This is a genomic window from Dactylosporangium sp. NPDC000521 (assembly GCF_042898305.1).
GTDB lineage: Bacteria > Actinomycetota > Actinomycetes > Mycobacteriales > Micromonosporaceae > Dactylosporangium.
The window spans coordinates 1-22,874 of sequence record NZ_JBIAYW010000002.1 but is presented as its reverse complement, the minus strand read 5'-3'; the positions used below and the strand labels follow the sequence as shown (position 1 = coordinate 22,874).

19 protein-coding genes are annotated in these 22,874 nt (G+C 72.7%); 8 read left to right on the top strand and 11 right to left on the bottom strand.

Going from position 1 to position 22,874, the window contains the following annotated elements:
* Positions 1 to 19: 19 nt before the first annotated feature.
* The 4 genes from ACFY3L_RS05935 to thrS all read right to left on the bottom strand — a co-directional run bounded on the left by ACFY3L_RS05935 (position 20) and on the right by thrS (position 3,600).
* On the bottom strand, positions 20 to 982 hold the full coding sequence (locus tag ACFY3L_RS05935; RefSeq protein ID WP_389319205.1) for a hypothetical protein: 963 nt from the start codon (positions 980 to 982) through the stop codon (positions 20 to 22).
* Positions 979 to 1,488, bottom strand: coding sequence for a SigE family RNA polymerase sigma factor (locus ACFY3L_RS05930; RefSeq protein WP_389319203.1), 510 nt, complete (start codon positions 1,486 to 1,488; stop codon positions 979 to 981). Before ACFY3L_RS05930 ends, ACFY3L_RS05935 begins: the two co-directional genes overlap by 4 nt.
* A gap of 33 nt (positions 1,489 to 1,521) precedes the next feature.
* Entirely contained in the window at positions 1,522 to 2,298 is a 777-nt protein-coding gene (locus ACFY3L_RS05925) for a DUF3152 domain-containing protein (RefSeq protein ID WP_389319201.1), read from the bottom strand.
* Between the two features lie 105 nt (positions 2,299 to 2,403).
* On the bottom strand, positions 2,404 to 3,600 hold the full coding sequence (thrS, locus tag ACFY3L_RS05920) for a threonine--tRNA ligase (protein WP_389319199.1): 1,197 nt from the start codon (positions 3,598 to 3,600) through the stop codon (positions 2,404 to 2,406).
* A 189-nt stretch (positions 3,601 to 3,789) separates the two neighbouring features.
* Between thrS and ACFY3L_RS05915 the strand changes: the two genes are divergently transcribed.
* On the top strand, positions 3,790 to 4,605 hold the full coding sequence (locus tag ACFY3L_RS05915) for an Fpg/Nei family DNA glycosylase (protein ID WP_389319197.1): 816 nt from the start codon (positions 3,790 to 3,792) through the stop codon (positions 4,603 to 4,605).
* Positions 4,578 to 5,120 (top strand): 2'-5' RNA ligase family protein, encoded by a 543-nt coding sequence (locus ACFY3L_RS05910; protein ID WP_389319195.1) that lies wholly within the window; start codon positions 4,578 to 4,580, stop codon positions 5,118 to 5,120. The genes ACFY3L_RS05915 and ACFY3L_RS05910 overlap by 28 nt, the downstream gene beginning before the upstream one ends.
* Positions 5,121 to 5,185: 65 nt before the next feature.
* Here the strand turns inward: ACFY3L_RS05910 and ACFY3L_RS05905 are convergent, their stop codons facing one another.
* Positions 5,186 to 6,673 carry an NAD(P)H-quinone dehydrogenase gene (locus ACFY3L_RS05905; RefSeq protein WP_389321044.1) on the bottom strand — a complete coding sequence of 496 codons (1,488 nt, stop codon included), beginning with the start codon at positions 6,671 to 6,673 and terminating at the stop codon, positions 5,186 to 5,188.
* 92 nt (positions 6,674 to 6,765) lie between these two features.
* Here ACFY3L_RS05905 and ACFY3L_RS05900 point away from each other — a divergent pair, with 92 nt between their 5' ends.
* Positions 6,766 to 7,221, top strand: a complete 456-nt coding sequence (locus ACFY3L_RS05900) for a gamma-glutamylcyclotransferase family protein (protein WP_389319193.1) — start codon at positions 6,766 to 6,768, stop codon at positions 7,219 to 7,221.
* Here ACFY3L_RS05900 and ACFY3L_RS05895 read toward each other — a convergent pair.
* The 3 genes from ACFY3L_RS05895 to ACFY3L_RS05885 all read right to left on the bottom strand — a co-directional run bounded on the left by ACFY3L_RS05895 (position 7,218) and on the right by ACFY3L_RS05885 (position 9,779).
* Complete coding sequence (locus ACFY3L_RS05895; protein ID WP_389319191.1) at positions 7,218 to 8,165, bottom strand: GNAT family N-acetyltransferase; 948 nt, start codon at positions 8,163 to 8,165, stop codon at positions 7,218 to 7,220. The two genes, ACFY3L_RS05900 and ACFY3L_RS05895, sit on opposite strands and share 4 nt — an antisense overlap.
* Positions 8,162 to 8,911, bottom strand: a complete 750-nt coding sequence (locus ACFY3L_RS05890) for a hypothetical protein (RefSeq protein ID WP_389319189.1) — start codon at positions 8,909 to 8,911, stop codon at positions 8,162 to 8,164. Before ACFY3L_RS05890 ends, ACFY3L_RS05895 begins: the two co-directional genes overlap by 4 nt.
* A gap of 70 nt (positions 8,912 to 8,981) precedes the next feature.
* Positions 8,982 to 9,779: a TolC family protein gene (locus ACFY3L_RS05885; RefSeq protein ID WP_389319187.1), complete on the bottom strand. Its 798-nt coding sequence runs from the start codon at positions 9,777 to 9,779 to the stop codon at positions 8,982 to 8,984.
* A 19-nt stretch (positions 9,780 to 9,798) separates the two neighbouring features.
* On the opposite strand from ACFY3L_RS05885, the gene ACFY3L_RS05880 reads away from it, so the two are divergent.
* On the top strand, positions 9,799 to 10,368 hold the full coding sequence (locus ACFY3L_RS05880) for an exonuclease (protein WP_389319185.1): 570 nt from the start codon (positions 9,799 to 9,801) through the stop codon (positions 10,366 to 10,368).
* 12 nt (positions 10,369 to 10,380) lie between these two features.
* Here ACFY3L_RS05880 and ACFY3L_RS05875 read toward each other — a convergent pair whose 3' ends face one another.
* Positions 10,381 to 11,007, bottom strand: a complete 627-nt coding sequence (locus ACFY3L_RS05875; protein ID WP_389319183.1) for an MBL fold metallo-hydrolase — start codon at positions 11,005 to 11,007, stop codon at positions 10,381 to 10,383.
* Between the two features lie 183 nt (positions 11,008 to 11,190).
* Here ACFY3L_RS05875 and ACFY3L_RS05870 point away from each other — a divergent pair, with 183 nt between their 5' ends.
* Complete coding sequence (locus ACFY3L_RS05870) at positions 11,191 to 12,510, top strand: DUF4349 domain-containing protein (RefSeq protein WP_389319181.1); 1,320 nt, start codon at positions 11,191 to 11,193, stop codon at positions 12,508 to 12,510.
* Positions 12,511 to 12,527: 17 nt separating this feature from the next.
* On the opposite strand, the gene ACFY3L_RS05865 is transcribed toward ACFY3L_RS05870, so the two are convergent.
* Together ACFY3L_RS05865 and ACFY3L_RS05860 are read right to left on the bottom strand one after the other, a co-directional pair.
* Positions 12,528 to 14,762, bottom strand: a complete 2,235-nt coding sequence (locus tag ACFY3L_RS05865) for a hypothetical protein (RefSeq protein ID WP_389319179.1) — start codon at positions 14,760 to 14,762, stop codon at positions 12,528 to 12,530.
* Between the two features lie 32 nt (positions 14,763 to 14,794).
* The gene (locus ACFY3L_RS05860) at positions 14,795 to 16,078 is read right to left on the bottom strand and encodes an amidohydrolase (protein ID WP_344503824.1); all 1,284 of its coding nucleotides are present in this window, start codon (positions 16,076 to 16,078) and stop codon (positions 14,795 to 14,797) included.
* 778 nt (positions 16,079 to 16,856) lie between these two features.
* Between ACFY3L_RS05860 and ACFY3L_RS05855 the strand changes: the two genes are divergently transcribed.
* The 3 genes from ACFY3L_RS05855 (at position 16,857) to ACFY3L_RS05845 (ending at position 22,739) form a co-directional block, all read left to right on the top strand.
* Positions 16,857 to 18,692: a serine/threonine-protein kinase gene (locus ACFY3L_RS05855; RefSeq protein WP_389319177.1), complete on the top strand. Its 1,836-nt coding sequence runs from the start codon at positions 16,857 to 16,859 to the stop codon at positions 18,690 to 18,692.
* Positions 18,693 to 19,411: 719 nt separating this feature from the next.
* Positions 19,412 to 20,632, top strand: a complete 1,221-nt coding sequence (locus ACFY3L_RS05850; protein ID WP_389319175.1) for an IS110 family transposase — start codon at positions 19,412 to 19,414, stop codon at positions 20,630 to 20,632.
* A gap of 508 nt (positions 20,633 to 21,140) precedes the next feature.
* Complete coding sequence (locus tag ACFY3L_RS05845) at positions 21,141 to 22,739, top strand: phospho-sugar mutase (RefSeq protein ID WP_389319173.1); 1,599 nt, start codon at positions 21,141 to 21,143, stop codon at positions 22,737 to 22,739.
* Positions 22,740 to 22,874 lie beyond the last annotated feature (135 nt).

Sequence of the window (22,874 nt, the reverse complement as noted above, 5' to 3'; positions counted from 1 at the left end):
TCTGCCATGAACCACCCCATCAGCCCTGCCCGGGAGTGGCGTTGGGGTTGACGGTGATACCCGCCGCGAAGCGGATCAGGTCGGCCTCCGGCAGCGGTACGGGCGTCGCGGACTGGATGACGAGCAGCCGGCCGTCGCCGAGGTCGACCTGCAGCGAGAAGAAGCCGTCGACCGGGTCGGTCAGGATGCCGGGGCGGCCCGCGACGTCGACCGCGCGGCCCGTGGACAGTTCGCCGGTCACGCCCAGCATCACGGTGAGCTTGCCGGCGAAGGACTCGTCGGCGGTGACGTCCGGCGGGCAGAAGGTGACGGCGGCCGGGCTGATGTTGTCGACCGCGTACCCGTCGGGGACCAGCGCGAACGTGAACGGCGCCGGCAGGCTCACCGGCTGGGCCAGCAGGCCCTTGGCGAACCCGGCGAGCCGGTCGACCGGCACGGCGGGGAACGCGTGCAGCTCGAACCACTGCGCGGGCGCCTCCTGCCAGACCAGTGAGGTCCCCGTGTCGGCGGATTCCACGGTGTACCCGAGGACGTCGCGGACCATGATCGGCGCCGTCGCGGTCATGAGGGGGCGGGTCGGGCTGACCGTCAGCGTGGCGGTGGCGGCGTAGCCCGGCAGCGGATGGCTCAGCGTCGGCAGTCCGGCGGCGAGGCGTACGTCGGAAGCGTCGCCCGACGGTGGCGGGCTGAGCGGGAACGTGACCGTCAGCGGGCCGGACGGCGAGGTCAGCGCCGACGGCGCGGCCACCGTCACCGGGGTGGCGGCGAGCCGTAGCGGCACGGTGACCCCGGCGGTGGCCAGCACGGCGACGACCGCGGCGACCACGGCGCGGGCCCGCCGGGCGCGGCGGCGGCTCTCCGCGCGCACGACGGTGAGCAGCGCCGCTCCGGCCGGGGCCGCGGCGGCGTGGCGGTGCATCAGGTCACGGACGCGCTGCTCGACGTCGCTCACCGCACCGCGCTGTGGGGAAAGGTCGTTCATGGCTCGCCTCTGCGGAGGGGGACGGGGGTCAGTGCCGATCGGAGCTTGTGCAGCGCGTGGAACGCGTGGACCCGCACGGTCGCCTGGGCGCAGCCCAGCAGTCTGGCGATCTCGGCGTCGGGCAGGTCCTCGTAGTACCGCAGGACGACGACGGCGCGCTGGGAGCGGGGCAGCGCGTTCAACGCCGTCCACAGCTCGTCCGCGTCGACGACCCGGTCGGCGAGCGCGTCGGGAGAGGACCCGGGCGGAGCGCCGTCGGGCGGGTCGGCGACCGGCCGTTCGGTGCTCGCGCGGCGGCGCCGCCACGACAGGTACTGCCGCAGGACCGTCCGGCGGACGTAGGGCTCAGGGCCGTCGTCGCCGGTGATCGCGTGCCAGCGGCGGTGCGCCCGGACGAGCGCCTCCTGGGTCAGGTCCTCGGCCAGGTGCCGGTCGCCGGTCAGCAGGTACGCGAACCGGAGCAGCGCCGCGCTGCGCACCGTCACGAATTCGTCGAAGTCCCGCACGTCTTCCTTGACGTTGCCGGTGTGGTCAGGCGTTTATGGCTGTTCCGACGGAGTTGGGTCGTCGTACTGCCCGGAGCGCCCCGCGTAGGGCCGGCCGTCGACGATCGGCCACGGGTTGGCGACGCATCCGTGCAGGCCGAGGGTCTGCTGCTGCATGACGGGGGCGGGCCGGCCCGGGCCGGGGCACAGCTCGTGGCCGCGGCCGAGGCGGTGACCGGTCTCGTGGTTGACGACATAGGCCCGGTAGGCGGTGAGATCGGCGCCGTAGCCGGGGATGCCGCGGGCCCAGCGGGCCACGTTGACGACGACGGTGTTGCCGTTCCTGCACGAGGTGTACCGGTCGTAGCCGCCGCCGCACAGCACGTCGCGGGTCGCGGGGGTGGCGAGGTAGATGGTGAAGTCGAACGCCTCACCCTGCCCGGCCCGGCGCAGCCGCCAGTTGCCGGTGCCGGGCCAGCTGCGCGGGTCGGCGAAGATCAGCTCGACGGCGTCGCCGAACGTGGCCGCGTCGACACCGGTGATGCCGCGCTCCACCCCGATCCGGTAGGTCAGCAGCCTGCCCTTCGCCCCGATGACGGGCCCGCCGGCGGCGGCGAAGCCGAACGTGCCGCCGCCGTCGACGGGGTACCGGATGACCGGCACGTCGGTCGTCGCCGGCCCGCGTGAAGCGGGTGGCGCCGACGCCTGAGACGACGGCGCGACCGAAGAGGCGATCGAGGGGGCGGGCGAGGCGGCCGGCGCCGAGAAGGACGGCGTGGACGAGCAGCCGGCCGCGAGGGCGAGCGTCACGATGGTCGGGAAGATCCGCACACGGGGACTGACGCACCGTCCCCGCCCGCCTGTTTATGACGCCGACCTATGGCACAGCCCACACCACGGCTCACAACTCGGCGCACAACTCGGCGCACAACTCGGTCATGGCGCGGCGCACGCCGCCGACAGGTCCGCGACGGCCGCGGGGATCGGCAGCACGCCCGACAGTGCCCCGGGATCGCGTGGGCGCAGCGAGACGGAGCCGCCGGCGGCCTCCCGCTCCCCCACGACCGCGACGAACGGCACCTTCCGCGCCACCGCCTGCCGGATCCGCGCGCCCAGGCTCCCCGCGTGCCACTCCTCGACCCGCAGGTCGGCGGCCCGGCAGGCGCGCACGAACTCGCCGCCGGCCTGCGCCTCGGCGACGGGGAGGACCGCGACCTGCAGCGGCGCGTACCAGGCGGGGAACGCCCCGTCGTGCACCTCGATCAGGTGCGCGAAGAGCCGCTCCATGCTGCCCGCCGCGCTGCGGTGCACCATCACGGGGCGCCGCCGCTCGCCGCCGGCGTCCACATAGGACAGGTCGAAGCGGGCCGGCTGGAAGTAGTCGACCTGCACGGTCGCGAGGGTGCTCTCCCGCCCGGCGTGGTCCACCAGCTGGATGTCGATCTTCGGCCCGTAGAACGCCGCCTCGCCGGGGGCCTCCACGTAGGACACTCCCGCGATGTCCAGCGCTTCCCGCAGTACCGACGACGCCGCGGCCCACATGTCGGGGTCGTCGACGTACTTGCCGCCCTCGCCGCGCAGCGACAGCCGGACCGACGACGGCTCGAAGCCGAGCGCGTCATGCGCCACCCGCATGAGCCGCAGCGCCTCGACGACCTCGTCGCGCACCTGCTCCTCGGCGCAGAAGACGTGCCCGTCGTTGAGGGAGATGGCCCGCACGCGCGACAGCCCACCGAGGACGCCGGAGCGTTCCGCGCGGTACTGCCCGCCGATCTCACCGATGCGCAGCGGCAGCTCCCGGTACGAGCGGCCGCGCGCCCCGAACACGGCGGCGTGGTGCGGGCAGAGGCTCGGCCGCAGTACGAACGCGTCGTGCTCGCCGAGCTCCATCGGCGGGAACATGTCGTCGGCGAAGTGCGGCAGGTGCCCCGACCGGAGGTACATCTCCCGTTTGGCCAGGGGCGGCGAGTAGACGTGCTGGTAGCCGTTGCGGCGTTCGAGGGCGTGGAGGTAGTCCTCGACGGCGCGGCGGGCGGCGGCGCCGGCGGGCAGCCACAGCGGCAGCCCCGCACCGACGAGCGGGTCGGAGTGGAAGAGCTCGAGGTCACGGCCGAGCTTGCGATGGTCCTGCATTGGTCGACTCCCTTGACGAACAAGGGCGCAGCGCACAAAAAAGCTCCGGAGCGCAGCGCCCGGAGCTTGGCTGAACGACGAGTGTCAGCGCCGCCGGGGAAGGCCCGGCGTCGTCGTGGACAGTGCGCTGCGACTCATGCCCGGAAGAATAGCGCGCCGATCGGAGTGCGCGACGGGTATAAACGTGCGGTGCCTGAAGGTCACACCATCCACCGTCTCGCCGAGCGGCACCGCAAGCTGTTCGCGGGCCGGCCCGTCGCCGTCAGCAGCCCGCAGGGCCGGTTCGCCGCCGGTGCCGCCCGCGTGGACGGCCGGGTGCTGCTCGACACGGCGGCCCACGGCAAGCACCTGCTCCATCAGTACGAGGGCGACATCACGCTGCACGTCCACCTGGGCCTGTACGGCAAGTTCACCGACGGCGACGGTCCCCCGCCGCCCGCGGTCGGCGAGGTGCGGCTCCGGATGGCGAACGGCGAGCACTGGCTCGACCTGCGCGGCCCGACCGCCTGCGAGCTGCTCGACCCGCCGCAGGTCGACGCCTTGCACGCCCGCCTCGGCCCCGACCCGCTCGCCGATGAGGACGACGGCGGCGTCAAGGCGTTCAAGGCCATCAAGAAGTCGGACCGGCCGCTCATGGCGCTGCTCATGGACCAGTCGATCGTGGCCGGCGCCGGGCTGATCTACGTGACCGAGGCCCTCTTCCGGGCCGGCCTGCGCCCGACGGTCCCGGGCCGGCGGCTGACCCGCCCGCGGTGGAACGCGATCTGGCAGGACCTGCGGACCCTGATGCGCACCGGCGTCGAGGACGGCCGCATCGACACCGTCCACAGCGTCCACCTGCCCGAGGCGATGGGCCGCGCCCCGCGCGTCGACCGGCACGGCGGCGAGGTCTACGTGTACCGCCGGACGAACCAGCCCTGCCTCGTCTGCGGCACGCTCGTGCAGACGGCGGAGCTCAACGCCCGCAACGCGTACTGGTGCCGGGTCTGCCAGAGGACCCGCTGATGGTCGCCGCCCTGGAGCTGCACCTCGACGAGCGCTCGACCCGCCGCATCCGGGTGCTGTGGGACCTGCTGGAGGATCTCGGCGTGCAGACGCTGCGCACGCCGCACGACGGCAAGCACCGGCCGCACGTGTCGCTGATCAGCGCCCGGGCGCTCGACCCCGACGCGGTCGTCGAGGCCCTGAGGCCCATGCGGGTCGCCGCGCCGCTGCGGCTCAACTTCCAGTTCGCGGGTGTGTTCGTCGGCCGGGTCGTGTTCCTCGGGCTGGCGCCGACGCCGGATCTGATGCGCCACCAGGCCGAGGTGTGGCACCACCTCACCAACGCCGGGATCGAGGGGCTGCCCCTGTACGACCCCGGCGAGTGGGTCCCGCACTGCACCGTCTCGATGCGGGTGCCGCGGCCGATCCTGACCGACGCGCTGCGCCGCTGCCTCGAGGTCCTGCCGATCGAGGCCACCGTCAAGAAGGCCGCGGTCGTCGACTACGCCCGCGACATCTACCGGGAGCTGCCGTAGTTCCTCATGATCCGATAAGTGTCGCCCTGACGACAACAGGCCTTCCGGATCATGGCAACGGCAGGTCAGTCAGACTCGTGCAGCATGAGCTGCCGGGCGGCCTCGGCGACGGAGCCGGAGATCGACGGGTAGATCGTGATCGTGTGGGCGAGCTGGTCGACGCTCAGGTGGTTCTCCACCGCCATGGCGATCGGCATGATCAGCTCGCTGGCCTTGGGTGCGACGACGACGCCGCCGACGACAAGGCCCGACGCGGGGCGGCAGAAGATCTTCACGAACCCGTCGTCGAGGCCGTCCATCTTGGCGCGGGCATTGCCGGCCAGGGGCAGCATGACCGAGCGCGCCGGGACGCGGCCGCTGTCGATGTCGGACTGGGTGATGCCGACGGAGGCGAGCTCCGGGTCGGTGAACACGTTGGCGGCGACGGTGCGCAGCTTCAGCGGGGCGACCGCCTCGCCGAGGGCGTGCCACATCGCGATCCGGCCCTGCATGGCGGCGACGCTGGCCAGGGGCAGCAGGCCGGTGCAGTCGCCGGCCGCGTAGATGCCCGGCACGTTGGTGCGGGAGACCCGGTCCACGGTGACGTAGCCACCGGGGGCGACCTCGACGCCGTACTCCGTCAGCCCGAGCGTGGACGTCTGCGGCACCGAGCCGACCGCCATCAGCACGTGCGAGCCCTCCACCGAGCGGCCGTCGGCGAGCTCGACCACGACCCCGCCGTCGCCACCACTGCCGACCCTGCGGGCGGCGGCGGCGCGGGAGTTGTTGAGGATCGTCATGCCCCGGGCCCGGAACACCCGCTCGATCGCCATCGCCGCGTCGGGGTCCTCGTGCGGCATGACCCGGTCGCGGCTGGAGACGAGGGTCACGTCGATGCCCATCGCCAGATACGCCGACGCGAACTCCGCGCCGGTCACGCCCGACCCGACGACGATCAGGTGCTCGGGCAGCTGGGGCAGGTCGTAGACCTGGCGCCAGTCGAGGATGCGTTCGCCGTCCGGCGTCGCGGTCGGCAGCACCCGCGGGGTCGCGCCGGTCGCCAGCAGTACCGTTGAGGCTGCAATCACATACGGAGCGTCACCGCCAGCGGGTGTGATCTGCACCGCATGGGTGTGACCCAGCGTGTCCTCACCGAGGCGGGCTGTGCCCGTGACGAACTCGACACCGGCCTTGACCAGCTTCGAGTGGATGTCGCTGGACTGCGCCGCGGCCAGCCGCTTCACCCGCCGGTGCACCGCCGGGCCGTCGACGCGGACGTCGTCGCCGGGCGGGCCGATGACCCCGAACTCCTCGGTGTCCAGGTGCGCGGTGACCACGCTGGAGCTGGCGATGAACGTCTTGGACGGCACGCAGTCGTGCAGCACGCACGCGCCACCAGCACCTTCGGCCTCGATCACGGTGACCTCGGCGCCGAGCTGCGCGGCGACCAGGGCCGCCTCGTAGCCCGCCGGGCCCCCTCCGATGATCACGATCCGGCCCACGAACGCCACCCCTTCCCCGACTCCTGCCGCACATTGTCGCCCGGCCGCGCACGCCGCTGAGCAGCGACCCAGCCGAACGGTCGCAACGCGCCGACGAGTGGATCCGAATCCGACACGCTCTGCAGTATTCTCTCCCGCACCCTGGCGGGTTTATCGTCATCGCCGTGCGCCATTACGCCGCGTATGGCTCGAACCTGGACCCAGCCCGCATGCGGGCCTACTGTCCGTATTCGCCGATGATCGGCACGGGCTGGCTGGAAGGCTGGCGGCTGACGTTCGCCGGTGAGGATGTCCTCGGCTGGGAGGGCTCGGTCACCACGATCGTCGAGTCGCCCGGCGACCGGGTCTTCGTCGCCCTCTACGACGTCCACCCCAACGACGAGAAGCAGCTCGACGAGGTCGAGGGGGCGCTCGCCGGCACGTACCAGAAGCTGCACCTGCGGGTCGCCACGCTCGACGGCGACGCGACCGCGTGGGTGTACGTCTTCAACGGGTACGAGGGCGGCCTGCCGACGGCGTGGTACCTCGCGGAGATCGCCAACGCCGCCGCGAAGGCCGGCGCGCCCGCGGACTACCTCGAAGCGCTCCGGGCCCGTCCCACCAAGACCGCGATGCCTTAGGCGACGAGCGCCCGCTCGTAGACGTCCGCGGCGAAGACCACCCTCATGCCGACCCCGGTGTAGAGGTGGTAGGCGCCCGTCGGGTTGGTCAGGTCGACGCCGAGGCCGGCGCTGGCGCGCCCCTTCGCCGCATAGGCCGCGAAGGCGGTCCGCAGCAGCGCGCCCCCGATGCCGGTCTTGCGGTGCCCGCGCAGCACGGCCAGGTTCTTGATCCAGCCTTCGCCGCGCTCGAGGGCCTGGTCGGCGGACTGGAGCACGCCCACGATCTCGCCGTCGACCCGGGCCACGAACCATTCGTCCCAGCTGACCGACGGCAGGCTGTCGACCCAGGAACGCCAGTCGGCGAAGGGGGTCGGCTGGAAGTCGGGCGTGTCGGCGAAGGCGGACTCGAGCACCTCGTGGAAGCGGGGCAGCTCCTCGGGGCGCACCGGCCGGATGTCGAACCCTTCGGCGGCGCGCTCGTCGCCGGTGAGCGGACGGGTCATCCTCGCGTGCCGCTTGACGAACGAGAAGCCGTGCGCCTCCAGTACCGACACGTACGCGGTCTCGGAGGCCAGCGTCCCGGCGCGCAGGACGCCCTGCTCGACGCCGTTGCGGCGGGCCCGTTCAAGCGCCCGGTCCATCGCCAGCCGCAGCAGCGGGCCGTAGGCGGGCTCGCCGCGGCCGGGCCACACGTAGATCTCGATGTTGTCGCGGACGCCGCGCTGCGGGTTGTCGACGTAGGCCCAGGCGACCGGCTCGCCGTCGGGCCCGGCAGCGAGCCACATGTCGACCGCGGGGTCCTCCGCCGGGGCCGTGAGCGTCTCCACGACCTCGTCCTCGGACCAGTCCGGCTCGCCGAGCGCGGCGATGTCGCCGGCGCGGGTGATCGCGAGGATCGCCGGCACGTCGCGCAGCGTGCAGCCGCGCACCGTCCAGCCGTCGAGGCCCGGCAGGGCGGTCATACGGGTGTCCCTTCCCGGACGGTGGTCACCGCGGCGTCGAGCAGGTTGACCAGTTCGATGCGCTCCGTGGGTGCGAGCGCGCGAAACGCCTCGCCGGCGATCCGGTCGGTGAGGGCCTCGGCCCAGCTGCGGCGGCGCACCAGCGGCTCGAACGGCGGGAACGGCGGCTGCCAGCCGAACGCCGTCGCGCCCGACTCGCCCTCCGGCCCGGCGATGATCGCCTCCAGGGGGCTCAGCCCGCTGGCGCGGATCGCGAGGAGGTGTGCCGCGCCGCGGTGCTCGCGCAGCAGGTGCGCCAGGACGGCGGCGCGGGCGCCGGGCGAGTCGTCGGGCAGCGGCATCGCCCGCCACGCCGCGAACAGCGGCATGCCCGCCGTCTCGGCGCTGACGACGACCCGCTCGGCGAGCTCGACCAGCTTCGGCAGCGCGTAGAAGCTCTCCAGGTGCTCGCGGCCCCACCGGCAGCACTCGTCGAGGTTGTCCGCGGCGATCTGCTCGGGCGGGGCGATCTTGCGGGCCGCGTCCCAGCCGTCCTGCACCGCGTCGGGCGCGATGAAGCCGAGCGCCGCGGCGACCGTGTCGGCCCGCACGTCGCCGAGGGCGCCGCCGCGCCCGGCGACATAGAACGCCCAGCCGGTGAGCCCGATCTGCCGCGCCCGGCGCATGGTCTTGGGGTCGTCGCTGAAGGCGCCGCCCAGCATCAGAACAGCCTGCTTCGCCGCCGCTGCCGCCTGCTCGGGAGTCACCCGGATCATTCTGCCCGCTCGGGCGGATCACGGAGTAGCCACTCGTTCGTGGCGATGCGCACGGTCGCCTTCAGGACAGGTCCGCGAGGGCGTCCTGGGCGAGCTTCACCCGCTTCTCGGCCGACTTGATGGCCTTCTCCGCGGCGGCGACCGCACGCTCCGCCTCCGCCTTCGCGGTCTCCGCGTCGGTCAGCTGCTGCAGCGCCGTCATCAGCTCACGGCGGGCCTGCCTGACGGCCCTGGCGTGCTCCTCCTCGGCGCGGCGCCGCTCCTCCTCCCGCCGTCGCGCCTCGGCGCGCTGCTCCCGGTCGTCCTGCGTCGGCGTGGACCGTTTCGCGGTGACGGTGCTCAGGCCGGGCTGCTCCTCGCCGCCCTGGACGAGGCGCAGCTGCGGTCGCGGGGTCTCCCCGAATCCGGTGTATTCGAGCGATTTCGTCAGCCTTCCCGCCTGTACCGACGCGGCGACGGCAGCATCGGCGAGCGCTGCCGCAAGAGTGCCCTCCACTTCGGCCAGTGCCGCGTCGCCCCGGCCGGCGAGCTGTGCGGCCTCCTTGGCGAGGGCGTTGACGGTCGCGCGGCGGCGGGTGGACAGCTCGCGCAGCTCGGCGCCGCGCAGGTCGCGCTGGGCCTCGCGGAGCTGCTCGCCCAGCTCCAGCAGCTCCTCGACCAGGTCGGGCCGCTCGTGCGCGAGCAGGTTGACCAGCCACGCGGCGACGGTCGGCTTGCGCAGCGCGCCGATCTCCTTCGCCAGGCCGGTGTCGCGCGCCTTGCGGGCCTTCGCGACCTCCTCGGACCGGATCGCGACGAAGTCCTCCGGCGGCGCCGAGTACAGCCGGGCCACCACGGCGGCGAGCGCATCGTCCACCATCCGATCGTAGGATCAGCGGATGCGCGCGGACGTCTATTTCTCCCTCGATGTCGAGGCCGACGGCCCGATCCCGGGACCGTACTCGATGGTGAGCGTCGGTCTGGCCGTCGCCGGGCGGTCCGACGGGGAGTTCACGGCCGCGGACCCGGCCGCCGAGACCTTCTACCGGGAGCTGCGGCCGATCAGCGACGACTTCGTCCCCGAGGCGCTCGCGGTGTCCGGCCTCGACCGGGCGGCGCTGCTGCGCGACGGCGCCGACCCGGCGGCGGCGATGGGCGAGCTCAGCGACTGGGTGACCCGCACGGCGGGCGCCGGGCGGCCGGTGATCGTCGCCTATCCGGCCGTGTTCGACTGGATGTTCCTCTACTGGTACCTGCTGCGCTTCACCGGCAGCAGCGTCTTCGGCCACTCCGGCTGCCTGGACATCAAGACGCTCTACGCGGTCCGCGCGGGCGTCCCGATCGGCGCGGCCGTGAAGAGCCGCATGCCGGCGCACCTGCTGTCGAAGCGCCGGCACACCCACCACGCGCTCGACGACGCGATCGAGCAGGCGGAGCTCTTCGCCAACCTCATGGCCTGGAAGCCCTGAAGCCCTGACGTCCTAGATCGACGTGCCGGGTTCGAGCCTGGTGTACCGGGTGCCGGACAGCCTCGTCATGTGCCCGGTGACCATCTGCTGACCGGCGTCGACCAGCAGGCTGTCGTGCAGCGCGTAGGCCCGCTCCGGCGCGACCGCCCGGGTGAAGTCGATCGCCTCGGCGAGCTTCAGCCACGGCGCCGACACCGGCACGAAGAGCGTCGCGATCCGCTCGTCGGGCACGTGGAACGCGTCGCCCGGGTGGTACAGCGGGCCGTCTGGGGTGTCGATCACGAAACCGACGTTGGTGATCTGCGGGATGTCGGCGTGGATGACGGCGTGCCGCCCGCCGTGCGCGCGGACCGTCATCCCGGCGGCGACGAACGTGTCGCCGGGCTCGACCGCGTAGACGTCGGCGTCGAGGTCGCTCAGCTGCGCCTCGACGTCGGCGTGGGTGTGCACGGTCAGCTCGGGCCGCTTCAGGGCCCGCAGCGCGTCGATGTCGACGTGGTCCATGTGCTCGTGGGTGATGAGCACGGCGTCGGCGCCGTCGAGGGCCTCCGCCTCGGTGAAGACGCCCGGGTCGATCACCAGCACCCCGCCGTCGTGCTCGATCCGCAGGCAGGCGTGGGTGAACTTGGTGATGAGCATCGGTCCGTCTCCCGTCGGTCTCCGTGCGTGCCGGTGCGGCTGGGTCGGACGGCGGGCCCCACAGGCCGCGCCGTTGCTTCGCTGTGTCACAACCGTGACTGTCCGCCCGGGAACCGGCGTGGCGCCCGGCTACGTCCCAGGGTGCAGTTCGATCGCTCCGATCGACCCTACCCAGGAGGCGTCATGTCAGTCAGGCGCACCAGACTGTTCCTCACGGCGGCGGGTGCCGCGCTGCTCGTCGCGGTGAGCGGCTGCGCGGCCGACAGCAACGACTCCGCCAGCACGAGCTCGGCGGACCGTGGCGCGGCCGCACCCGCGGCCGGCGGCAAGGCGCTGGAGGGCGGCGGGCCGGGTGCCGGCCCCGCGCAGCAGCCCGTCCAGGACCCCGGCGCCGACAAGGCCCCAGACAACATCGACGTCGAGGACCGTTCGATCATCTACGCCGGCACGATGACCGTCCGCGTCGACAACGTCGACGACGCGGCCGCGAAGGCCATCGCGCTCGCGACCGCGGCGGGCGGCTTCGTCGGCGGCGACAACCGGCGCAGCGACGACCGCCGCTCCACGGGCACGCTGGTCCTGCGCGTCCCGGCGCCGAAGTTCACCGCGACGCTGGAGCAGCTCAAGGACCTCGGCGACGAGGAGAACCGCACCGTCACCGCGCAGGACGTGACCGACCAGGTCGTGGACGTCCAGGCGCGGCTGGACAACGCCTCGGCGAGCGTCGACCGCATCCGCGCGCTCCTGGCGAAGGCGACCACGATCGGCGAGATCACGTCGCTGGAGTCGGAGCTGTCGCGCCGCCTGTCCGACCTGGAGTCCCTGCAGGCCCGCAAGCGCAAGCTCGACGGGCTGACCGCCCTGTCCACCATCACGCTGCAGCTGCTCGGGCCCGAGGCGGCGGTCACCCGTGACAAGGACGAGATCGGGATCGTGGCGGGCTTCAAGGAGGGTATGAAGGCGTTCCTGGCCTCGCTGCAGGTCGCGCTGACGGTGCTGGGCTGGCTGGCGCCGTGGATCCTGCTGCTGGGGGTTCCGCTGTACCTGCTGGTGCGGCTGATCCGCCGGTTCCGCCCGAAGCGGCCCGCGCTCGCGCTCGCCGGTGCCCAGCAGGGTGGTCCGCTGCCGGGCTGGACCCCGCCGGCGCAGGCGTTCCCGGTCGCGCCGCGGCCGGCGCACGGCCCGGTCTCCGCACCGCCCGCGGCCCGTCCCGTTCCCGCCCCGTCCACCGGCAGCCCTGTCTCCGCACCGCCCGCCGCTGGTTCTGGTTCGGCGTCGCCGGCCGCTGGTCCCGTGTCCGGGCCGCCGTCGGCCGGTGCCTCCTCCGACGCACAGGCCGACGCACAGGCCGGGGCGCAGGCTGGGGCGCAGGTCGGGGCGCAGGCCGGGGCGCAGGCTGGGGACGGCGGCGGGTCCGGGGCTTCCGGTGGTGGGCGGCAGCCTGCGGTGCCGCCGTTCCCGGCGCTGCCGAAGCGGGACGAGGACGACCCGAAGGACAGCTGAACGTCCTTCGGCTGGCCTCAGGACGGGGACGCCGACGGGTTGGCGACCGTCGGTGTCTCGTCCGAGTCCCCTGACAGGACGGCGACGAGCCCGGTGACCGCGGCGCCGAAGGCGGGGCGCAGCTGGTAGCCGGAGTGGCCGTCGACCTTGGGGAACACCGTGTCGCCCGCGGCGATGTCGAATCCCGGCGGGTCGACCAGCCGCACATCCCGTGCGGTGGGCGACTGCACCGGGCCGCCGATCGGATCGGTGTCCCGCCACAGGTTGACCCAACGGGGGCCGTGCTGACCCGCGTCGAGGACGCCATCCTCCGCGCGGGCCAGCACCGTGCCGATCCGTCCCAGCACCGTGTCGTTGACGTAGGCGGGGAAGAACCTCGCGTACAGACGGCGCAACGGCGAACCATAGGTCAGCAGCGTGGTCCTCGCCTGCGCCTCCGGGGGCAGCTGCAGGACGGTCGCGGCGGCCAGGACGCTGCCCTGGCTGTGCCCGGACAGGATGACCCCGCCGTGCTCGGTGGCGAGCCACCCGGCGCGGCGGGCGAGCTCCGGCACGACCCGCTCGGCGTAGCAGGGCGGCGCGAGGGGGTGCGCGGACCGGGGCCAGAACGTGCCGAGGTCCCAGAGCACGCCGACGATCCGGCGGAATCGCTGGTACCGGTACGCCAGCACACCGATGAACACGAGCGCGAACGCGGCCAGGCCGATGAGGTAGGTGCCCAGGTTGACGACGGCCGACATCACCTCGGCGGCCGCGGACCCTGAGTCCGCCAGCCGGATCGGCCGCCGTCCGAGCAGTGCGAACCCGGTCGCGACGACCGCCGCCGCGGCGGCCGGCACGAACACCCAGACGAGCATGCGGCCGACGTGGTCGGTGACGAGGGCGTCGGCGACGGCGGTGTCGATGCGCCGCGCCCGCTCCGGGTCGCGCTGCCGCCCGCCGCGGAAGTCGGCGTCGGTGACGACCCGGGCGTACCGGCGCAGGCGGCGCACCAGCGGCAGCCCCATGACCAGCCCGACGAGCACCGCCACCACGATCAGCAGGACGAAGCCGGCCGCGGCCCACTCGTACGCGGGCGGCGGCTCCAGCAGCAGGGGTGCCTCGGCGTAGTCGGCGGTGGTGGCGAGGGCGCGCCGGTTGAGCAGGTCGGCGACCCGGTAGGCCATGGCGGCGGCGAACGCCGCGGCGACACCGAGGCCGGTGCTCGCGATCAGCGGCCCCGCGAGCCCCTGCAGGAACGTGCCCCTCGGCCGCGTCGCGAGGACGACCCCGCCGATGACGAGCATGAGCAGGACCTGCACGGCGAAGAGCACGGTGACGGTGCCGCTGAACACCGGCATCCGGCCGCTCGCCTGCCACGGGTCGCGGCCGAGGCAGCTGTACGCGCCGACGAGGCCGGTCAGCGCGACCGCGGCGTGGCTCATGACCCTGGTGAACGGCTTCGCCCAGCGGGCGGGCGCGTCGCGGTGCACGACGGGGGTCAGGGTCACCGCGACGAACGCCGCCAGCAGGATCACCGCGGTCGCGGCGGCGAGGGCGTAGCCGAGCGGGTGCCGGTCGTGCGGCACGAGGACCCCGAGCAGCACCGCGTCGAGGGTGCCGAACGCGACCGCGATGTGCAGCGACCGGAGCCGGCCGACGAGGGGCCGGCCGTTCCAGAAGCACGGGTGCGCGAGCCCGTCGCCGTCGCCGTCGGTCGTGACCGGGAACGCCTCGTAGCGGGCCCAGGTGCGCCGGCCGAGGAACCACAGGAACGCGATCGCGAGGACCGGGACCAGGGCGGTGACCGCGAGCCGGCGGCTGGTCGTCATGCCGACCAGGACGGCGAGGTAGCCGCGGCCCTCGAGGCACCGGGCCTGGGCCGCGCACTGCCAGCCGACGAGGTCCATCGAGATCTCGATGAAGGACAGCACGAACGACGCGGTCATGGTCAGCGCGAAGACGCGGGTCAGGGCGCGGATCACCGCCCTGGCCCGCACGCCGACGTCGGGGCGCAGCCAGATGGCCACGTTGGCGAGCATGAACGGCAGCAGGAGCAGCCAGAGCGCGCGGGCGGCGGCGCCGGCGGTGAGGTTGCCCCAGCGGTACGCCTCCAGGGTCACACCACCCGGGCCGGTGACCGCGCCGTACTCCGCGCGGGGGCGGAAGAACCCGGCCTCGGTGTCGCCCGCGACCCGCCGCAGCAGCGGCCTGTCGAGGACGTCCTCGGCCGGGGTACCGGTGACGCCGTGCACCCGCAATTCGGTGACCACGGCCTATGGCTACCGCTTGGGAGCGGCTGTGTCTAGAAGGCTCCCGCGCCGAGTGCGGCCAGGGCGGTGTGGACCATGACGCGGACGCCGTAGCCGATGGAACGCTCGTCCACGTCGAACGCCGACTGGTGGATGTCGAACTTCTGGTCCGACCCCGGCACGCCGACGCCGAGACGGATCATCGAGCCGGGGACCTCGTCGAGGTAGAACGCGAAGTCCTCGCCGCCCATGCTGATCTCGGCCTCGACGACCCGGTCCGGGCCGAGGGCCGCGCCGGCGGCACCGGCGACGACCGCGGTGGCGAGCCGGTCGTTGACCACGGGCGGCACCCCGCGGGTGTACTTGACCTCGACGTCGGCGCCGGTGGGCGCGATGACGTCGTGCACGAGCTTGGTGACCAGCTCCGGCACGTCGCGCCAGGCGTCGCGGCTGAGCACGCGGATGGTGCCGCGGGCGACGCCCTCGATCGGGATCGCGTTGGCCGCCTCGCCGGCCCGCACGGCGCCCCACACCATGGAGACCCCGGCGCGGGCGTCGAGCTTGCGGTCCAGCAGCGACGGCACGTCGACGAGGATCCGGCCGAGCGCGTGGACGAGGTCGGCGGTCAGGTGCGGCCGGGCGGTGTGCCCGCCCCGGCCGGTGAGCCGGACCTCGATCTTGTCGGCGGCGGCGGTGAACGGGCCGGAGCGGACCCCGACCAGCCCGACCGGCAGCTGCGGCGCGCAGTGCAGGGCGTAGATCGCGGCGACGTCCTTCAGGCCGCCGGCGGCGATGACCTCGGGCGCGCCGCCCGGCATCGTCTCCTCGGCCGGCTGGAAGAGCAGCCGCACGCGGCCGGGCAGCTCGTCGCGCTCGGCGAGCTGCGCCAGGGCGAGGCCGACGCCGAGCAGGATCGTGGTGTGCACGTCGTGGCCGCAGGCGTGGCAGACGTTGTCGACGGTGGAACGGTAGGGCACGTCCTTGGTGTCCGGCAGCGGCAGCGCGTCGAGGTCGGCGCGCAGCGCGATGACCCGGTCGCCATAGCCGATGTCGCACATCACGCCGTTGCCCTTGGGCAGCATGCGGGGCGACAGACCGGCGCGGGTCAGCTCGCGGGCGACGAGGGCCGCCGTCTCGAACTCCTGGCCGGAGAGCTCCGGATGCGCGTGAATGTGACGTCGCACGGCTACGAGCTCAGCACCCCGGGAGGTGAGCCAGCGGTCGAGCTGACCGGGCAGCGGATCGGCCCCGGGTGGAGTCTCGGGCCAGGACGACGTCAACTTGCTGACCCGTGCCGCCGCGGCGGCAGGATCGGGCAGCGTCAGCGCTCTCGTCACGGTGAGTTCTCTATTTCGGTCTAAAGGAGTGGCCCGCCCCATGCGTGCCACGGACAGACTAACTGGGTCAAGGTGACGGAGCGCAACATCATTCTCGTGATGTTGAGATAGCTGAGCGTCACTTGATTGGTACTGGAGGCGTAAAGATGCTGGCCTCGTCGGAAGTGAGCGTTCCGCTTCAGACAAGAACCCCTCACCTCCTACAACGGGTGACAGGCGCCACGGTCACGTGGTGTCGCGAGTAACTTTTCGCTTCGGTGGCGCGCCCGTCGTCGCCGCAGATCAACACACAGTGACGGAAGACGTCGCAGAGTGGCATGAACCAAGGGGTCGGCGCCGCACCGTCCGGCCCCCTGATCGGCAGGCGCACCCGAAAATCCAGGGAAACGTAGTTCCCCGATGTTCCGGATGCGTTTCCGTCCCCTGCGTAGACGCTCCTCCGCCCTCTCCGGGTTCCCCGAATTCGAAGATTCAATCCAACCGTTTCAGCAGCGCGACATGATCAACACGGAGGGTTGCGCGCGGGTCACGGTACGGTGAAGGGGCGGACCCGACCTTTCTTAAGTTGCGAGCAGCACGCAAGATAGGGGGTGACCGCGGTCGTACAGCGAGAAAGTCATCTCCCCTCCATGACGACGGTTTACTGCCTGTGACTCAGCTCCCGACGTGGCACGGTGAGCCGCTGCCACCCACCGGCGCTCTGGCTTCCGCCGGAGCCGGGCGTGATCCTGCGCACGGCCCTGAGCAGCGGGAGCCCCGCGAGCCTGGCTCCACAAGCATGCCCGTGCCCGGGCAGCGCGCCGCCCCGGGCGTGGTGATCGGCGGGCGCTATGCGCTGCGCACCGCCATCGGTCACGGCGGCATGGGCACCGTCTGGCGCGCCAGCGACACGGTGCTGCGCCGTGACGTGGCGGTCAAAGAGGTGATCCTGCCGCCCAACATGGCACCCAGCGACCGCGACTCGATGTACCAGCGGACGCTGCGCGAGGCCCGCGCGGCGGCGGCGCTGTCACACCCGGCCGTCGTCCAGGTGTATGACGTCGTCACCGAGGCCGGCCGCCCATGGATCGTCATGGAGCTGCTCCAGGCCCGCAGCCTCGCCGAGATGATCGTGGAGGACGGCCCTCTGGCCGCCCGCGCGGTCGCCAAGATCGGCATCGCGCTACTCGGCGCGCTCGAGGTCGCCCACGCCGCCGGCGTGCTGCACCGCGACGTCAAGCCGGCCAATGTCCTCATCGCCGGCGACGGCCGCTGCGTGCTCACCGACTTCGGTGTTGCCCGCATGCCGACCGACAGCGAGCTGACCACGCCCGGCATGGTGCTCGGCTCGCCGCACTTCATCTCTCCCGAGCGGGCGATCGGTGCCAAGTTCGGCCCGCCGAGCGACCTGTTCTCCCTCGGCGTGACCCTGTACACGGCCGTCGAGGGCCGCCCGCCGTTCGACCGGCGCGACCCCTTCGAGACGATGCGCGCGGTCGTCGAGGAGCCGCCGGCCCAGGCGGTCCGCGCCGGCCCGCTCGCCGGCGTGCTCTATGGCCTGCTGGAGAAGGACCCCGCCCGCCGCTGGAACGTGGAGACCGCCCGCGCGGTCCTGCGCGACCTGCTCGCGGGCCCCCTGGCCAGCAATGCGCCGGCCCACATGACCGACCCCTACGCGGTGGTCCGCCCGACGCACCAGCCGACGGTCGTGACCCCGCAGCACACCCCGACCGGCCAGATCGGCGGCCGGGCCATGATGGCCCCCGGCGAGACGGTCAGCGGCGCCCTGCGGCGCATGCACTCCGGCGGCGGCGCCCCCGGCGCTCCCGGCACCCACGGCGCGCCCGGCGGCCAGCAGCACGAGGCCGAGCTGGAGCGCACCGACGCCAGCCGCTTCGCGGCCTACCAGGACGGCTCGCTCGGCACCACCGACTGGACGCAGGCCCCCGCCGAGCCGCCCAAGCAGCCCGGCACCGACTTCAAGCGCATCGTCACCGAGGCACCACGCTGGGCGAAGATCGCCGTCGCCGCGGGTGTCGTGGTCGTCCTGATCCTGGCGGTCTCGATGTCCGGGCTCTTCTCCGGCGGCGGCTCCGGCGACCAGAGCGGCAAGGGCCCGACCACCGCGTCCAGCGGCCCGGCCAAGCCCCTGCTGGACGTCGAGCCCTTCGCCCACCCCGGCGGCATCACGGTCAACGTGCCGAAGGGCTGGACGAGGAACAGGCTCGGCGCCGCGGCCGCGCCCTACTTCGACATCACCGACCCGGCCGACCCCAACCGCCGCATCCGCGTCAACATCGAGAAGGCGTCGAACTCACCGCGCGCCTTCCTGGAGAGCGCGGAGAACCGGCTGAAGAACACCCCGTCGAGCTGCGCCGCGCCGTATGCCCACGTCAACATGACCGACAACAAGCTCGACGGCCATGACGCGGCGGTCCTGGAGTACACCTGCGGCTCCGGCGACCAGCAACGCCACGCCCTCTGGGACGCCGTCGTCGTCGGCGGCAAGAGCTACCACTTCTTCGTGACCGTGCCCGAGGCCAAGTTCGCCGACAGCAAGGTCATCTTCGAGGAGATGGTCCGCTCCTTCAAGCTGACCGCCACCGCGACCCCCGGCTCCTCCACCGGCCAGTGACAAGCGGGCGCCGCCTCCCCCTTCCAGGAGGCGGCCGCCCATGCCGGCCCCGCCGGACGCATCAGCCCATGATCGAGTAGCGGATCTGTCTGCCATGACGACCGGATCCGCTACTCGATCGCCACACCCACCCGAAGATCGACGCACCGAGCAGGATGCCGGTCCCGGGTCCACGCCGCGCTCGCCCCGCCGGTTTCCGCTTCCCACGGACCCTCCCCGCGAGTCCACCGCCCACTGGCCGTCACCAGCATGATCGAAGGACGAATCGGGCTGCCCGCACGACCAGAACCGTCCTTGGATCACGACAGCGACGGCGGCACACCACAGTCGCCCCGCCCAGCCGGGCCCCGACCACCACACCCCGCACCCCTCGCCCCCCACAACGGATGATCGAAGGACGGATCCAGCCGCCCACACGACCCAAACCGTCCCTGGATCACGACAGCCACGGCGGCACACCATGGCGGCCCCGCCCAGCCGCCCCCAATGAGCCACCCCCCCGTTACCTTTTTGATCGTCCCCATCTGGGGACTGCTCGGTCGCTCGGTCCGGTATGACTTACTGCCCCTGTCGTGTGCATGATCCGGGGGGTGTTGTCGCCGGGCCGGGTGGCGTCGGCGGACCGCTGATAGGGACCCGGCCACCCTTCGGGTAGGTCTCTTCGTAACGTGGCTGCCGGCAGTCCGACGCTCTGACCCGGCGACCGAGCCGCAACGGGCATGGGGAGGCGAGGCGTGCACGACGAGTACGGCGTGTTCCTGGGACTGGATGTCGGCAAGCAGGACCATCATGCGGTCGCCCTCGATCCGGCGGGCAAACGGCTGCACGACGCGCCGCTGCCGAATACCGAGGCCGGGCTGCGGAAACTGTTCGACAAGCTGGCCCGGCACGGCCGGGTCCTGGCAGTGGTCGACCAACCGGCCTCGATCGGTGCGCTGCCGGTCGCGGTGGCCCGTACCTGCGGGCACCAGGTCGGCTACCTGCCCGGGCTGGTCATGCGCCGGCTGGCTGACCTGCACCCGGGCACCGCCAAGACGGACGCCCGCGACGCCTACGTCATCGCCGACGCCGCCCGGACCCTACCGCACACGCTGCGCCGGGTCGACACCGGTGACGACGCCTTGGCCGAGCTCGAGGTCCTGGTCGGCTACGACGACGACCTCGCCGGTGAGGTCACCCGCGTCAGCAACCGCATCCGTGGCCTGCTCACCCAGATCCACCCGCCCCTGGAGCGGGTCCTGGGCCCGAAAGTCCAACACCCGGCCGTCCTTGAACTGCTGTCACGGTCCGGCGGCCCGGCCGGGCTGCGTCAGGCCGGCCGCGCGAAGCTGGCCGAGATCGTGCGGAAACGCGCACCACGCATGGGCGCCCGCCTCGTTGAGCAGATCTTCACCGCGCTGGATGCCCAGACCGTCGTCGTCCCCGGCACTGCCGCGGCCGAGATGATCCTGCCCCGGCTCGCCGATAGCCTGGCCGACCTGCTGCGCCAGCGGGAGCAGGTCGCCGAACAGGTCGAAGGGATGCTTGATGCGCACCCTCTTGCCCCGGTCCTGATCTCGATGCCCGGCATCGGGGTCAGGACCGCAGCCCGCATCCTGCTCGAAGTCGGCGACGGCACCGCATTCCCGACCTCCGGGCACCTGGCCGCCTACGCCGGGCTCGCACCAGTCACCCGACGTTCCGGCACCAGCATCCGCGGCGAACACCCACCCAAGGGCGGCAACAAACAGCTCAAACGCGCGTTCTTCCTGTCCGCGTTCGCAGCCCTGTCCGACCCGCTCAGCCGCGCCTACTACGACCGCAAACGCGCCGAGGGCAAGAAACACAACGCCGCCCTCATCTGCCTCGCCCGCCGCCGCGTCGACGTCCTACACGCCATGCTCCGCACCCGCACCCTCTACCAGCACAAACCGGCAGAAAACCGTGCACTCGCCGCTTGACAAAAACCATAGGGACACCCCCCCCACACCCCTCGCCCCACAACGGATGATCGAAGGACAGATCCGGCCGCCCACACGACCAGAACCATCCATGGATCACGAGAGCCACGGCGGCACACCACGGCGGCCCCGCCCAGCCGCCCCCAACCACCACACCCCGCACCCCTCGCCCCCCACGACGGATGATCGAAGGACGAGTCCGGCCGTCCGCACGACCCAAACCGTCCCTGGATCACGACAGCTGCGGCGGCACACCACGGTCGTCCCGTTCAGACGCGGCCCCGGCCACCACACCCCGCACGGCTCGCCCGTACCCCCCCAACAGCGGATGATCGAAGGACGGATCCGGCTGCCCGCACGACCAGAACCGTCCATGGATCACGACGGGCGCTGCGGGTCGCGTTCCCGCCGCTGCCCATCAGCCTCGGCGGTGGGGGGATTGCTGAATCCGGGCTGGGAGCTGTCGCGACGGCGGTGGGGTGGGAGCGCAGCATGCTAAGAACGACGGATGAGTGATCTGCGCGCCGAAGCGGAGGCCTGGCTGGCCGACGACCCCGATCCCGCGGGGCGGGAGGAGCTGCGGGCGGTGCTCGACGACCGGCGGGAGCTGCAGGAGCGGTTCGCGGGGCCGTTGACGTTCGGGACGGCGGGGTTGCGGGGGCCGTTGCGGGCGGGGCCCAACGGCATGAACCTCGCGGTGGTCCGCGGGGCGGCGGCGGGGCTGGTGCGCTGGCTGGCGGAGGCGCAGGCCGAGGGGCCGCTCGTCGTCGGGTACGACGCCCGCCACGGCTCGAAGGCGTTCGCCGAGGAGACCGCCAGGGTGGCGACGGGTGCCGGGCGGAGGGCGCTGGTGCTGCCCGGGCCGCTGCCGACGCCGGTGCTCGCGTTCGCGGTCCGGCACCTCAGGGCGGCGGCCGGCGTCATGGTGACCGCGAGCCACAACCCGCCGCAGGACAACGGCTACAAGGTGTACCTGGGCGACGGGTCGCAGATCGTGCCGCCCGCGGACAAGGAGATCGAGCGGGCGATCCGGGGCGTCGGGCCGCTGCTGGACGTGCCGCTGGGCGAGCCGGGCGAGACGCTGGGTGAGGACGTCGTCGACGCGTACATCGACGGGGCGCTGCGGATCGTGGACCCGGAGGTGCCCAGGGACCTCGTCGTGGCGTACACGCCGATGCACGGCGTCGGGAAGGACGTCTTCGTCAGGGCGGTCACCGAGGCGGGCCACCAGGTGCCCGCGATCGTCAGGGAGCAGGCCGAGCCAGATCCCGACTTCCCGACCGTGGCGTTCCCCAACCCGGAGGAGCCGGGCGCGACCGACCTGCTGCTGGCGCTCGCCGAGGACGTGAACGCGGACATCGCGATCGCGAACGACCCCGACGCGGACCGGTGCGCCGTGGCGTACAAGGGCACCAACGGCTGGCGGCTGCTGCGGGGCGACGAGGTGGGGGTGCTGCTCGCCGACCACCTGATCCGCCGGGGCGTCAAGGGCCGGTACGCGACCACGATCGTCAGCTCCAGCCTGCTGTCGCGCATGTGCGAGGCGCACGGGCTGCCCTACGGCGAGACGCTCACCGGGTTCAAGTGGATCGTCAGGGCCGGCGACGACCTGGTCTACGGGTATGAGGAGGCGCTGGGGTACTGCGTGGCGCCGGCCCACGTCCGCGACAAGGACGGGATCACCGCCGCGCTGCTGGTGTGCGAGCTGGCCGCGGGGCTGAAGTCCGAGTTCAAGCACCTCGGCGACCGCCTCGACGAGCTGGCGCTGCGGCATGGCGTCCACGCGACGGACCAGCTGAGCGTCCGCGTCGACGACCTCGCCGACATCGCGGCGGCGATGGCCACGATCCGGCGGAGGCCGCCGGCGGCGCTGCTCGACGAGCCGGTCCACGCGGTCGAGGACCTGCTGCCGGACGCCGACGTGCTGATCGTGCGGGCCGGCACGACGCGGGTGGTGGTGCGGCCGTCGGGGACGGAGCCGAAGCTGAAGGCGTACCTGGAGGTGGTCGAGCCGGTCGCGAACGGTGACGTGGCCGTCGCCCGGGAGAAGGCCCGGGCGTCGCTGGCGGCGCTGCGCGCGGAGACAGCCGCGGCGCTGGGCCTGTAGGTCACCGAGAAACGCCTGTAGGTCACCGAGAAGACGCCTACTAGTGCAGCGCCGCGTTAGTTCGTCGGGGTCATGCGGCCTTGAGTGGAGTGCCGTCGTAGGTCCAGCGGTAGGGCTTGGCGGTGGTGTTCTTCT

Coding starts and splice junctions, on each gene's coding strand:
- ACFY3L_RS05935 (WP_389319205.1), bottom strand. CDS start 982: ATGAACGACCTTTCCCCACAGCGCGGTGCGGTGAGCGACGTCGAGCAG.
- ACFY3L_RS05895 (WP_389319191.1), bottom strand. CDS start 8,165: ATGACCGCCCTGCCGGGCCTCGACGGCTGGACGGTGCGCGGCTGCACG.
- ACFY3L_RS05845 (WP_389319173.1), top strand. CDS start 21,141: ATGAGTGATCTGCGCGCCGAAGCGGAGGCCTGGCTGGCCGACGACCCC.
- ACFY3L_RS05870 (WP_389319181.1), top strand. CDS start 11,191: ATGTCAGTCAGGCGCACCAGACTGTTCCTCACGGCGGCGGGTGCCGCG.
- ACFY3L_RS05875 (WP_389319183.1), bottom strand. CDS start 11,007: ATGCTCATCACCAAGTTCACCCACGCCTGCCTGCGGATCGAGCACGAC.
- ACFY3L_RS05885 (WP_389319187.1), bottom strand. CDS start 9,779: ATGGTGGACGATGCGCTCGCCGCCGTGGTGGCCCGGCTGTACTCGGCG.
- ACFY3L_RS05850 (WP_389319175.1), top strand. CDS start 19,412: ATGGGGAGGCGAGGCGTGCACGACGAGTACGGCGTGTTCCTGGGACTG.
- thrS (WP_389319199.1), bottom strand. CDS start 3,600: ATGCAGGACCATCGCAAGCTCGGCCGTGACCTCGAGCTCTTCCACTCC.
- ACFY3L_RS05855 (WP_389319177.1), top strand. CDS start 16,857: ATGCCCGTGCCCGGGCAGCGCGCCGCCCCGGGCGTGGTGATCGGCGGG.
- ACFY3L_RS05880 (WP_389319185.1), top strand. CDS start 9,799: ATGCGCGCGGACGTCTATTTCTCCCTCGATGTCGAGGCCGACGGCCCG.